At 46.2% G+C, this 13,569-nt stretch carries 12 protein-coding genes and 1 pseudogene; 10 read left to right on the forward strand and 3 right to left on the reverse strand.

Annotation, left to right across the window (positions count from 1 at the left end):
- The first annotated feature begins 142 nt into the window (after positions 1–142).
- Positions 143–907 (forward strand): NIPSNAP family protein, encoded by a 765-nt coding sequence (locus LN737_RS29370; RefSeq protein ID WP_405514586.1) that lies wholly within the window; start codon positions 143–145, stop codon positions 905–907.
- 132 nt (positions 908–1,039) lie between these two features.
- Here LN737_RS29370 and LN737_RS29375 read toward each other — a convergent pair whose 3' ends face one another.
- A complete protein-coding gene (locus tag LN737_RS29375; protein WP_405514588.1) occupies positions 1,040–1,546 on the reverse strand; it encodes a Rad52/Rad22 family DNA repair protein in 507 nt (168 codons plus the stop codon).
- 545 nt (positions 1,547–2,091) lie between these two features.
- The gene (locus tag LN737_RS29380; RefSeq protein WP_405514590.1) at positions 2,092–2,754 is read right to left on the reverse strand and encodes an ABC transporter ATP-binding protein; all 663 of its coding nucleotides are present in this window, start codon (positions 2,752–2,754) and stop codon (positions 2,092–2,094) included.
- A gap of 159 nt (positions 2,755–2,913) precedes the next feature.
- On the opposite strand from LN737_RS29380, the gene sucC reads away from it, so the two are divergent.
- Positions 2,914–4,140: an ADP-forming succinate--CoA ligase subunit beta gene (gene sucC / locus LN737_RS29385; RefSeq protein ID WP_405514592.1), complete on the forward strand. Its 1,227-nt coding sequence runs from the start codon at positions 2,914–2,916 to the stop codon at positions 4,138–4,140.
- Between the two features lie 91 nt (positions 4,141–4,231).
- Here the strand turns inward: sucC and LN737_RS29390 are convergent, their stop codons facing one another.
- Positions 4,232–5,056 (reverse strand): M48 family metallopeptidase, encoded by an 825-nt coding sequence (locus LN737_RS29390; protein WP_405514594.1) that lies wholly within the window; start codon positions 5,054–5,056, stop codon positions 4,232–4,234.
- Between the two features lie 193 nt (positions 5,057–5,249).
- Here LN737_RS29390 and LN737_RS29395 point away from each other — a divergent pair, with 193 nt between their 5' ends.
- From LN737_RS29395 to LN737_RS29430, 8 genes and pseudogenes are all read left to right on the forward strand, one after another.
- Entirely contained in the window at positions 5,250–5,861 is a 612-nt protein-coding gene (locus LN737_RS29395; protein WP_405514596.1) for a fumarylacetoacetate hydrolase family protein, read from the forward strand.
- Positions 5,862–6,041: 180 nt separating this feature from the next.
- Positions 6,042–8,002: pseudogene (locus LN737_RS29400) on the forward strand (M23 family metallopeptidase).
- Between the two features lie 62 nt (positions 8,003–8,064).
- Positions 8,065–8,520 carry a thioredoxin-dependent thiol peroxidase gene (gene bcp, locus LN737_RS29405; protein WP_405514598.1) on the forward strand — a complete coding sequence of 152 codons (456 nt, stop codon included), beginning with the start codon at positions 8,065–8,067 and terminating at the stop codon, positions 8,518–8,520.
- 78 nt (positions 8,521–8,598) lie between these two features.
- A complete protein-coding gene (locus LN737_RS29410; protein ID WP_405514600.1) occupies positions 8,599–9,456 on the forward strand; it encodes a transketolase in 858 nt (285 codons plus the stop codon).
- 68 nt (positions 9,457–9,524) lie between these two features.
- The gene (locus tag LN737_RS29415; RefSeq protein ID WP_405514602.1) at positions 9,525–10,490 is read left to right on the forward strand and encodes an AAA family ATPase; all 966 of its coding nucleotides are present in this window, start codon (positions 9,525–9,527) and stop codon (positions 10,488–10,490) included.
- Positions 10,484–11,056 (forward strand): hypothetical protein, encoded by a 573-nt coding sequence (locus tag LN737_RS29420; protein WP_405514604.1) that lies wholly within the window; start codon positions 10,484–10,486, stop codon positions 11,054–11,056. The genes LN737_RS29415 and LN737_RS29420 overlap by 7 nt, the downstream gene beginning before the upstream one ends.
- Positions 11,057–11,086: 30 nt before the next feature.
- A complete protein-coding gene (locus LN737_RS29425; RefSeq protein ID WP_405514606.1) occupies positions 11,087–12,040 on the forward strand; it encodes a transketolase family protein in 954 nt (317 codons plus the stop codon).
- Positions 12,041–12,059: 19 nt separating this feature from the next.
- A complete protein-coding gene (locus LN737_RS29430; protein ID WP_405514608.1) occupies positions 12,060–13,550 on the forward strand; it encodes a hypothetical protein in 1,491 nt (496 codons plus the stop codon).
- Positions 13,551–13,569 lie beyond the last annotated feature (19 nt).

The raw sequence follows: 13,569 nt of genomic DNA on the forward strand, positions 1-13,569 counted from the left end.
ATTGTAGGAACGCAGTGGTAGACCAACAAAAATAGAGCTTTATGGCTACTTCGCAAGATAACCTGCTTAATTGTAACTTTCCTGCAAAAGAATCCCCTAAAAAGAAAGTAATTTACGATCACCTGTTTCTTTGTAGGGTACCATGAAGATATTTTATTCTCTTGTTGCCCTTAGCCTGCTGGCAAGTACAACTGCTTTTGCAAAGCCCAATCCGGCTAAACCCGGCTCCCGACTCTATGAAATGCGTATTTACTATCCGACGCCGGGCAAATACGCTGAAATCGTTGATCGATTCCGGCAGTACACGACAAAAATTTTCGAGAAGCATGGTATGGAAAATATCGGCTACTGGACACCTACCGATACGTCGCGGAAGGAGGTGATTTATATTCTGGCCTATCCGAACCGTGAAGCGCGGGATGCCTCCTGGAAAGCGTTCGGCAGTGATCCCGAATGGAAAGCCGTAGTTGCCAAAACCGAAGCCAACGGCAAACTGGTTGATCACGTCGATCAAATCTTTATGACTGAAGCGGATATTTCGCCCGCCATCAAGCTAAAGAAAGCATCGCCCGAACGCACCTTTGAGCTACGTACCTATACGGCCTCTCCGGGCAAATTACCCAATCTGCTAACCCGATTCCGCGATCATACGCTGAAACTGTTTGAGAAGCATGGTATGACCAATATTGGCTACTGGGTTACCGAAGAGAAAGACCCCAGTGTTCAGCCTAAACTAATTTACATTCTGGCGCATCCGACTGAAGCCGAAGGGAAAACGCATTTTGAGGATTTCCGGAAAGACCCGGTCTGGGTGAAAGCCAAAGCCGAATCTGAAAAAGACGGTTCTCTGACAACAAAAGTGGAATCGGTTTATATGAAACCAACGGATTACTCTCCGATGAAGTAGAGTCGCTCTGTGGTGTCTTTTTTGAGAAACCTACACCACATTCCGGCACCCGAACCGACATTATCCTTCAAAACCAGAAAGGCGTCAACGCTGTTGCATTGACGCCTTTCTGGTTTTTGTATAGGTATGTTGTTAAACGGCTTTTGTGGCAGTTGGTTTTGCATGTTCAGGCTTCAGTACAACTACATCGCGCACGACACCCCCCGCATTAAGTTTTTCGACCATCCTGTCTAACAAGGGAACAGCCCAGTCAGGAATGTATTTATCCGTCGTTTGAATAAGCACCTTCGGAAAATCGTAAAGCGCCCGCCCAAGGCCAAACTGCACAGCGCACCGCTTCATAGCATCGCTAATGCCACCTTTCACAGGCTCTACGCTGGTTCGACTGGCGCCGTCGGTTTTACGAACGATTTCTCCACCGGGTAACACGGCTGTAATTGTACATAAAAATCCACCTTCAATTTCCTTAATTTCGTTCTGCCAGCCTGCCCATCCGAACTGATCATCGAAACGCTGCATGACGCAACGATTAGTGATATACGGCACAACGACAATCTTCTGACCATCTTTCGTTTGGCTCTGGACTCGCCATTCAATTTCGTGCACCGTTAGTGGTGCGATTAGTACGTCTAAATTCATTGAACTGTTGTTTACTTGTGTACCAGCGATCTTAGCTATGTGAACATGTAGGCTCCAGTACGTTTTCTGCGAATGCATCCCCTCTGGATAGATTCTGCAATATACTCATTTCCCGTTTGCGGGGCTAAAATCTCTAATGATGCAGCTCGGACCAGACAAGCCAGATAAATTGCAGGAATCTTAGTAAAGGAAGAAAAAAGAGGGTAACTACCCAAAAGAAGCAGCTGTGCAAGGTAACAGCGAAGTACAAATTACCCTGATTATATGTAATTTATAGAATGATGTGTATACAACAAAAAAGCCAAGCGAGACACTCTCTTGGCTTTCTGATTTACTCAACGTTATGAAAAACTTTTCTTTTCGACACAATTATAAAACAAAAATATATGAATTTGATTCTTTTCCAAAAAATATTTTTGCAGCCTAAAAATAAATCACTCATTATCAGTAATTTATCTGAAAATAATCTAAGTGTTTTCTAGCTTGATCTTAAGTATATTTACCTAAGAAAGTGTATTATTCGGTCGTATGAATTGGTTACGTTTCTAATCGAAAAGGAGACCATCGCGAATAGTAACCGTACGGTCAGCGAGAGCCGCCAGATGCTCGTTGTGCGTAACGATTATAAAGGTCTGACCAAGCTCGTCACGAAGGCGAAAAAACAGCTGGTGCAGTTCTTCCGCATTACGTGAATCAAGATTGCCACTTGGCTCGTCAGCAAAAACAATAGCGGGTTCATTGATCAACGCTCGCGCTACTGCCGTCCGCTGCTGCTCGCCACCCGACATCTGTGAGGGTAAATTATTGAGCCGGTGTTGCAGACCCAGTGTTGTCAGCAACGATTCGGCCCGCTCACGAACGGCCTGTTCGTCTTTCCCCGAGATAAATCCGGGCAGGCATACATTTTCGAGCGCCGTAAACTCGGGCAGTAGGTTATTAAACTGAAAAACAAAGCCGATACGTTCGTTTCGAAACTTAGCCAACTGCCGATCATTCAGTGTAAACACATTCTGACCGGCTATGTGCAACTCACCGGAGTCGGGCCGATCAAGTGTGCCCAGAATTTGCAGCAACGTTGTTTTACCAGCGCCCGACGCACCCACAATGGACACTACTTCGCCGGGTTCGATTTGAAGATTGATTCCTTTCAGAACGGGTAAATTGCCGTAGTTCCGGCGGATATCGGTTGTTTGGAGAAGCGAATTCATTGAAAATGAGGAATAATGAATGATGAGTGATAAGGGAGGAAAGAGCCGTTGCGATTGATTTTAGTCGATCACGTTCATCATTCATCATTCATCATTCATCATTTCCTGTTAACTTGCCGCGCAAAAATACGATTTCCAACACTCCTTGTTGCAGTTGTCATGAATATACACGAGTATCAGGGTAAAGAAATTCTCAAAAAATACGGCGTCCGGATTCAGGAGGGCATCGTAGCCGAGTCACCCGAGAAGGCCGTTGAGGCCGCCAAACAGATTATGGCGCAAACTGGCTCAAAGTTCGTTGTCGTGAAATCACAGATTCACGCAGGCGGGCGGGGCAAAGGCAAAGTTGTTGGCAGCGAGCAACGGGGTGTAGCCCTTGCCAAGTCAGTTGACGACGTGCGCGACATCGCTAAAAACCTCATTGGCAATGTGCTGGTAACGCACCAAACGGGTCCGGAAGGAAAGAAAGTTAATAAGGTGCTCGTGGCTCAGGACGTTTTCTATCCTGGGGCTTCGGAACCGAAAGAGATGTACATTAGCATCCTGCTCGACCGTAGCAAAGCTTGCAACGTCATTATGGCCAGCACCGAGGGCGGTATGGATATTGAAGAGGTTGCTGAGAAAACGCCCGAAAAAATCGTGAAGGAGTGGATTGATCCGGCGGTTGGTCTACAACCCTTTCAGGCACGTAAAGTTGCCTTTGGACTAGGGCTGTCGGGCGAAGCCTTCAAAGAGATGGTGAAGTTCGTTACGTCACTTTACAAAGCGTACGTTGATACCGACGCGTCGATGTTTGAGATCAACCCGGTTCTGAAAACATCGGACAACAAGATCCTGGCCGTTGATGCGAAAGTAAACCTGGACGATAACGCACTGTATCGTCATCCTGATCTGGCCAACCTTCGTGACATTACGGAAGAAGATCCCCTCGAAGTAGAAGCTTCGGCCAATGACCTGAACTACGTTAAGCTGGACGGCAACGTAGGTTGTATGGTAAACGGCGCTGGTCTGGCCATGGCAACCATGGACATTATCAAACTGTCGGGTGGCGAACCAGCGAATTTCCTTGACGTAGGGGGTGGTGCCAACGCAAAAACAGTGGAAGCAGGTTTCCGGATTATTCTAAAAGATCCGAACGTAAAAGCCATTCTGATTAACATCTTTGGCGGTATCGTCCGTTGCGACCGTGTCGCTACGGGTGTTGTTGAAGCGTACAAAGCCATTGGTGATATTCCCGTACCGATCATTGTTCGGCTTCAGGGCACCAATGCTGCCGAAGGCGCGAAGATCATTGACGAGTCAGGTCTGAAAGTACAATCGGCAGTTGAATTGAAAGAAGCGGCCGAGAAAGTACGTCAGGTTGTACAATCGTTACAGGAAAAGTAAACCAGAACTACCCGAAAGTGGCAAACTTTGCGTAGCAAAAAATAGAAAAGCCGGAGTCGACTCCGGCTTTTCTATTTTTTGCTACGTAGAATTATCGTTTGTAGTACTTCATGGCATCGGGCAGTAACTTTTGCAGATCAGAAATCCGACGTTCATCGGAGGGGTGGTCTGAGAAAAACTCTGCTGGTGCTTTACCACCACTGGCTTTCGCCATCCGCTGCCAGAACGCTATGGCCTGATTGGGATCATACCCGGCCATAGCCATAAATATTAACCCAAGGTGATCGGCTTCCGACTCCTGTTTGCGGCTATGGGGCAATCCTCTGCCAAACTGATAAGCTAGTGGGCCAACGACACCAAACGCCTGCTGAAAGATCGCCTGAGTTTGTGCACTTTTCCCAGACGTACCAATACCTGTAGCTACCTGACCAGCCTGAAGCAATCCGTTTGCAACTAGTCCTTCACTCATTCGTTCGTTGCCGTGCTCAGCGATGGCGTGCGACACCTCGTGCCCCAATACGGTAGCCAGGCCAGCTTCATTTTGTGTGTACGGCAAGATTCCCGAGTACACTACTATTTTTCCTCCGGGCATACACCAGGCGTTTACCTGATTGCTCTGGACTAAGTGGTATTCCCATTGGAAGCCTTCCAGGCGTTTGCTGAATCCGTTGCTGTTCATGTAGCTTTCAACAGCCTGACGGATGCGGCTGCCTACGCGGCTTACCATTTCTGCGTCGTTATTGCTGGTAGGTACGACTTGGCTGGTATCTAAAAACTGTTTATACTGCGTGAAGCTCATAGCGAGCATTTCACTGGGTGGTACTAAAATCAGTTGCTTTCGTCCGGTTAGAGGCACCTTCTCGCAGGCCGTTACGGCAAAAGCGAGAGACAACATGATAATTAGGGTTTTTCTCATCTGTGTAAGTGTTATCGTGGCTTATGTATTCTGACGTTATATGACCGATAAGGTACCAGATTTGTTCAGAAATTTTCCGGGCCGGTACGGTCAAGCCCTCTTTAGTCGTTAGATTTGCGTTCTACATATGGGTTTAATGTAACACGGGCAACTTGTCCGTATTAAGTGCAGAGAGGATATCTGCGTAGCGTCTATGAAAATTATTTGTGTTGGCCGAAATTACGTTGAGCATATTCATGAACTCAATAATGAGCAGCCTGAAGACCCGGTCATTTTCCTGAAGCCAGAAACAGCCGTTCCGCTCAAAAATGAACCGTTCTTCTACCCCGATTTTTCAAAGGATGTGCATTATGAAGTGGAGATTCTGGTAAAAATCAATCGGGTTGGCAAGAACATCGACGAGAAATTCGCTCATAAATACTACGACGAAATCGGCATTGGAATTGATTTCACCGCTCGTGATGTCCAAAGTAAACTGAAAGGGAAAGGGCTTCCCTGGGAGCTGGCCAAATCGTTTAATGGATCAGCGCCGATGTCAACCTTTATTCCGAAATCGGATTTTCCGGATTTACAGAATCTGAATTTCCGACTGGACCTAAACGGAGAAACCCGGCAATCAGGAAACACGAGTTTGATGCTGTTCAAAATCGATTATCTGATCTCGTTTGTATCCCGCTATTTTCTATTGCAGCAGGGCGATATTCTGTTTACCGGAACACCAAAAGGTGTGGGTCCTGTGCAAATTGGCGACCGGCTGACCGCTTACATTGACGATCGGAAGATGCTGGAAATCGACGTAAAATAACGTTTCTGTCAGGGGTAGTCCGACCACGTGTTGCGAGTCACCTGCCAAACTACTTTTCTTTTGAGACAATCCATCGTTTATCTTTTTTTTGCAATTCTATCGGGCCTTAGTCTTTCGTTTGGCCAAATCGGCGTTACGCTGCCTCAGTCGGATACAAACCCTTCCGCTCCGACGGGCTCCATGCTGGCGGGTCTCATTCAGCCCGGCTATTTTTTGTTCCCGATTCAGCCCGGCATGACAAATTCGCTGGCCGGTGGATTAGGCGATTTACGCCCGAATCACTTTCATGCCGGTATAGACATCCGCACGGGTGGCCGCGAAGGGTTGCCGGTTCACGCAGCTGCCGATGGATACGTATCGCGTATTGCTGTTTTTACGGGTGGTTATGGCAACGTTGTTTTCATTAAGCATCCAAACGGGCTGACTACGGTTTACGGCCATCTCAAAACCCTCAACGATACGCTCGGTACGTATCTGCGCACACAGCAATACCAAAAGAAAACATTCGAAATTGACTTGCGTCTGTCCCCGGATCAGTTTCCCGTTACGAAAGGTGACATTATTGCTGCATCGGGGAATACCGGCGGTTCGGGCGGGCCACACCTGCACTTCGAAGTCCGCGATGCGAAGGATAACCTGATTAATCCGCTGCTGTATGGCTTTTCAGAAATTCGGGATGATGTCCCCCCTATTTTGAGCGGATTGCCCTTAAAACGATGACCGCCACATCGCGTATCAATGGCGAATACCAGCGTGTCAGTTACGTACCTGTTCGTCAGGCCAATGGTACGTATACGATCACACAACCCATTTCTGCTTCCGGATTGATCGGTATGGAAGTGCTTGGGTACGATAAAACCAGCGGATCGCCCTACCGCAACGGAATCAGTTGTCTGGAAATACGACTCGACGGACGCGAAGTGTTTGCCTACAACATGAACAGCTTCCCGAATGAGCATACACGCTTCATGAATATTCACGAAAATTATGAAGTGGAACAAACGAGCGGTCAGCGGTATCACCGGGGTTACATTGCCGATGGTAATATCCTGAACCTGTATAAATTACAAAGTAATGCTGCCTATCGGGGTCGTTTGCCCCTGCTCGATGGAAAGCCCCACGAGGTTACGCTCACACTTTATGATGCCTACGACAATTCGGCTCAGTTAACGTTTACCATCCAGCCTGAAGTTTTGCCAGTTAGTCAGCAACTAACGGATTCACTGGAAGTTGAGCCAACTGCCAAGCCTGCTCCTGAGCTACCCATTGTTGGCGAGCCGACCGTAACGATTACCACGGATGAGAACGTACTGAAACTAACCGCCAGAAATATTTCCACCACTAATCCGCCCGTTGCCAAACTGATAACAGGTCGTACGGTAATTGAGCAAGCCGTTAGCTATATACGTAACAACCAAGCTGTTTATCTTATAGATTTGCGGCAGACATTACCCGACTCCGTTCAGTTTGGCAAGGGGGTTGTGCGAACCAATTTCAAGAAACGTATCGTGCCGGGTCGGAATGAGGTTTTTGTAAATGGAAATAACCGGCTGGAGTTTGGGCCGAGAACGCTTTTCGATACGTTGCATCTAACCATGCGGTCGTTGCCGGGAGGTATACTGGAAATTAACCAGTCGACAATTCCGATAAACGATTACCTGACCATTCAGCACGTACCGAATTACCCAATTGCTATTGACACCATGCGCACCAAAGCATACTGGATTAGTGGCGGACACGAGAGTTTCTTGGGTGGAACATGGCGTAAAGGGCAGATTGAATTCAAAACACGTTCGCTTGGCCGGTTTCAGCTATTGACAGATGCTACCCCGCCGAGGGTTGAAATTCTGTCGGCTACGCCCAAAGGCATTTCGGCAAAAATTAGGGATGATCTATCCGGCATTGCCGAATTCAGGGCTCTGGTCAATGGCGAATGGGTGCTGATGCAGTATGATTATAAACGCGCTTTACTTTGGTCGGATAAACTGAATCCTGATGAGCCATTCGAGACCGGTGCGGAAGTACTGGTGCAGGTAAAAGATCAGTCGGGCAATATCGGTTCCGACAGTGCAACCATTCAGGAACCACGGCCAATTGTCAGGCGAAAAGCTACGCCGAACCGCAAGCGAAAAAGGCGATAAATTTTAGTCCAGCTTTCACCATCTGCTGATGGGTTCAATCTGAGATAAAAACTTTATAAACAATGAGCTTAACTATCGGCGAACAGGCCCCCGACTTTACGAGTACCGACCAAAACGGACAGACGATCAAGCTTTCGGATTACCGCGGTAAAAAGGTAGTACTTTATTTTTACCCGAAAGATGATACACCTGGATGCACGGCTCAGGCCTGCAGTCTGCGCGATAACTATGAGCGACTACGTGCTTCAGGGTATGAAGTTCTGGGTGTGAGCGTAGACGATGAAAAATCACACCAGAAATTCAGTAAGAAATTCGATTTACCGTTTACACTCGTAGCCGATACCGACAAACACATTGTGGAAGCTTACGATGTATGGAAAGAGAAATCGATGTATGGCCGCAACTTTATGGGTACCGTTCGGACCACTTTCCTGATCGATGAAAACGGTATCATTACCGACATCATTAGCAAAATAGATACCCAACACCACGCAGAACAAATTTTAACGAATGCCTGATTCCCGATGATTAATGTAGAATAGACCAACAACCACCATTATCCATTCTGCATCATTCATTACTCATTACTGTTTACTATGGAAATCGAACAACTCGAACACATCGCTACCGCCGTACGGCGCGATATTGTCCGCATGGTCGCGGCTGTTAATTCTGGCCACCCCGGCGGTTCGCTCGGCTGCACCGACTTTATGGTTGCCCTTTATTTTGAGATCATGCGCCGGAAACAGGACGCCGACGGCAAGCCTATTTTTGATATGGACGGCCGCGACGAAGACCTTTTCTTCCTCTCGAATGGTCACATTTCGCCCGTATTCTATTCGGTACTCGCACGGGCGGGCTATTTTCCGATTGAAGAATTAGCTACGTTCCGCAAACTGGATAGCCGCCTACAGGGTCACCCTACCACGGCCGAACATCTGCCGGGTATTCGGATTGCTTCTGGCTCGCTTGGGCAGGGTTTGTCTGTAGCAGCGGGGGCTGCTTACGCCAAAAAACTCAATGGCGACGACAGGCATGTATACGTATTGATGGGCGATGGTGAGCAGCAGGAGGGACAAGTTTGGGAAGCCGCTCAGTTTGCTCCCAACAAAAAACTCGGCAACCTGACTGCCGTGATTGATTTCAACCATGCCCAGATTGACGGGACAACCGATAACGTCAATGACAACCGCGACCTTGGTGCTAAATACCGGGCGTTTGGCTGGCACGTGGACGAGATGCAGGGAAACAATATGGCGGACGTAGTGAAAACGTTACGTAAGTCGCAGGAGAACCCCGATGTACCGACGCTGATTCTGATGCGTACTGAAATGGGTTTTGGCGTCGATTACATGATGGGTAGCCATAAGTGGCATGGTATAGCCCCAAACGCCGAACAGCTCACACAAGCCTTGAATCAACTGCCGTTAACTGTCGGTTATGCGGATTATTAAGAATTAGTCAATAGTCATTGGTCATTAGTAATCCTCCAATGGCTATTGACCATTGACCAATGGCTTCTATGAAAATCAAACGCCTGGTTATCGAAAATTTCAAATCCATTGAGCGGATCGAGCTTATTGAGCCGAATCCGTTCACGGTTTTTGTCGGCCCCAATGGGTCAGGCAAATCAAATATTTTCGAAGCTCTGGAGTTTGTGAATTTAAAGCATAAGATTAGTGATGCGTTCCGTTTATTTGGCGGAATGGCAAGTCTTTTAAGAAGGCAAAGTAATTCCAAGACATTCTTTTTCGAGTGTGATTTTGGTAACTACAAAATTCACGAAAAAGACACTTACACACGAACTTCGCAAGGAACAACATTAATCTTACGGGGTGTAGCAAATCGGTATGACCCAGAAAACAATCAACCTAATAATCAATTTGAAGATAATTTCATACGTTTATTTGTAGGTAAAGAAAAACTCCGAAAATTATCCTTCAACGATGACCAACGCCTAGCCTTTGATGGAAGTAATCTCGAGAAAGTGTTAAAGCGTGTTCTATCTGTTAATACTTTGAGGGAGGAAATTTTTGAATGGCTTGAGCTATTCGTACCTGAATTTAAAGCTGTTGAAGTTGACGACCGCGATGAACTTCACTGGTTTGAAGAATCAACGTCAGAGTATTTCACTAAAGACCTAATCTCCGACGGTACGTATAATATTCTGGCTCTTTTAACAGCTGTTTATCAAAGTAAAGAACCACAATTTCTTTGCATCGAAGAACCTGAAAATGGCCTTCATCCTGACGTAATTAAGGAATTTGTTAACCTTTGCCGGTATGCTTGCGAGAAATCTAACCATTATATTTGGCTAAATACACACTCCCAAACTCTAGCCTCCCAACTGACTGCCGACGAGATTGTTGTCGTCGATAAAATAAAGGGTGCTACACAAACTAAACAATTTAAAGGTCGTGATTTTCATGGCTTACGAATGGATGAAGCCTGGTTGATGAATGCTCTTGGAGGTGGGCTTCCGTGGTAAAGATTGGCTTCATTTGCGAGGGTAAAACTGAGAAAAATGTAATTGAATCAGATAAATTTCAGGACTGGCTCAAGATAAATGGTTTTGAGTGCTCATTGCCCGTTATTGACGCAAAAGGCAATGGAAACTTGCTTCCTCACAAAATTGAAGCGTTGCGACGGGAGTTACTTGATCGAAATGTTCAGAAAATAATTATTTTGACTGACTTGGATATTGACAGTTGTATCTCATTAACACGTCAACGTATTACAGAACGCGATAACCAAATTATCATTGTCGCTGTAAAACAGATTGAAGCATGGTTTCTAAGTGATACACCAACCTTACAAAGTCTGTTTAATGATTCGTCTTTCATATTCGAACATCCAGAGCAAGAAATCAATCCATTCTTAACCCTTCAGCAATTGCTTGTATCAAAAACAAATCGAGGTGTTGGTAGTAAAGGCATTCTAGTAAGTCGGATGCTCAAATATGGCTTTTCCGTTGAAAATGCTGCTCAGCATCCGAATTGCTCAAGTGCTCATTATTTTTTAACGAAATTGCGAACCCTCGCTAGCGCGAATTAACAGACGTAACGGAATACGTCTTTATAAACAATGAAGAAATACGAATACACTGACAAGAAAGACACCCGCTCGGGCTTCGGTGCCGGCATCGCTGAGTTAGGTAAAACGCACCCGAACGTAGTGGCTCTGACCGCCGACTTAGCTGGGTCATTAAAACTGGAAGCGTTCATTAAAGATAATCCAGACCGCTTTATCCAATGTGGTATTGCCGAAGCAAATATGATCGGCGTATCGGCCGGGCTGACCATTGGCGGTAAAATTCCATTCGCTACTACGTTTGCCAACTTCGCAACCGGGCGCGTGTATGACCAGATTCGGCAGTCGGTCGCGTACTCGAATAAGAACGTAAAAATTTGTGCCTCACACGCGGGTGTGACCCTAGGCGAAGATGGTGCTACTCACCAGATTCTGGAGGATTTGGGCATGATGAAAATGCTGCCCAACATGACCGTTATCAATCCCTGCGATTACAACCAGACAAAAGCCGCCACCATCGCTATTGCCGATCACGAAGGGCCGGTTTATCTGCGCTTTGGTCGGCCAGTGATTCCCGTCTTTACACCAGCCGATCAGAAATTTGAGATTGGGAAAGCCTGGACCGTGAATGAAGGAAAAGACGTATCAATTTTCTGCACCGGCCATCTCGTTTGGGAGGCCATCAAAGCAGGTGAAATTCTGGCAGAAGAGGGTATCGAAGCCGACATTATCAACATTCACACTATTAAACCGTTAGACGAAGAGGCTATTCTGGCGTCGGTTAAGAAAACCGGCTGTGCTGTATCGGCCGAAGAGCATATGATTAACGGTGGTCTGGGCGACAGCGTAGCGAACGTACTGGCTCGCAACTACCCGGCTCCGCTCGAATACGTAGGTGTACATGATACGTTCGGCGAAAGCGGCACCCCCGATCAATTGATGCAAAAATACGGTCTCACTGCTGATAAGATTATTGAGCAGGTGAAGAAAGCAATAGCTAGAAAATAGAGCGAATCAGCTCATATGCATGAATTACCTACAGACGGGAAATAGGTATGCTCGATGGTTAACAGCGAGTACTTTATTTTACCTGCTTTTTCCCTTCCTGTTGTTTCTGGCAGGCTGGATACGGCTATTATATGCCATTCCAGCCTGCTTTTTCCTGTTAATTTCAGCTTATTATACCTTAAAACAAACCCGCTCTGACGTAGTAAAACCCGTTCCGATCAGTTATCAGATTGGCGTTTTACTATTGGCAACTTACTGGTGCCTTACAGCGGGCCTGGGCGAATGGATGCCCCAAACAACAGACTTCTATAAACATAACCTGATCCTCGCCGATCTGATACGCTTCGACTGGCCCGTTCGGTATAAACAGCCCGGAGAGCCGTTTCTATGCTATTATCTGGCCTTTTACCTGCCTATCGCTTTGGCCGGTAAGCTGACTGGGCTGGATTACGTACCGATAGTCTCTTTTTTGTGGAGTTTAGGCGGTTTGTTTATAATTTTCAACTGGATATTAGCCATTGGTGGTTCTTATCGCTTGGGTGCTTTAGTGGGATTTGGATTTCTGAGCGGTTTTCATGTTATCAGGTTAGCAGTCAATAAATTATTCGCCCTCACTCCGGTTTCACTGTATAAATCCCTGCCGCCCTTAGTCTATTATCCGTATACGATCAAGCAGTGGCTCTATATTCCACAACAGGCTATGGGTGCGTGGCTGGTTATGGGATGGGTGTATGTAGATCTGTTTCAGCGCAAACGATATAATTCTGTATTATTTATTTGTAGTCTGGGCCTTTTCTATTCACCGTTTGCGATTATTGGCTTAGCTCCACTTGTAATAGCGGCTTTCCCCTCTAGCTGGCGTCAGTTCATTTCCATTCCGAACTTTATCGGTGTTCCAATCCTCCTGTTCTTTCTTGGAGGTTACTATTCGGCGCATTATCCACTTAAGGCAAATGGCTGGAATATACCGCGTACGAACACGGAAATGGGTTTTCTGATGAATACCGTATGTACCGACATACTACTTCCATTTTTGATCGTTTGGTACGTTCACCGTCATTACAAAAGCCTGACGACCCAACAAATGGCTTTTATGGCAATCGCTTCGTTGATGAAATTTATCCTGGTATTTTATTACGTTGGGTATCACAACGATCTGTTGATGAGTGCGTCAATTACCATGTCTGTCCTGTTCTTTATCCTGATGGGCATCTCTCTACAGCAGGCAAGCGAACTATCATCGGCTACCCGTGTTATTAGGTTTATTTCTATATCACTTATTATCGTTTCCTGTTTACCCTTATATATGCACGTATATTTGTTCATCGACCCGCCCGAAACCCGTCGATATGCTGAAATAGCGCCGAGGATGAGTAAGACAGTGGGCTATACGATTAATGATCTGAATAAGTTTATGCATTACCGATTTAAACCAAATGCGTATTATGATTTTTCAAAACAGTATATAGGAGATCCTAACCATTTTTTTAATCGGTATATGCTGAAGTGAGGCTGAAAACGCTTCACGA

Origin of the sequence: Spirosoma sp. KNUC1025 (genome assembly GCF_045160025.1) — a bacterium.
Taxonomy (GTDB): domain Bacteria; phylum Bacteroidota; class Bacteroidia; order Cytophagales; family Spirosomataceae; genus Spirosoma.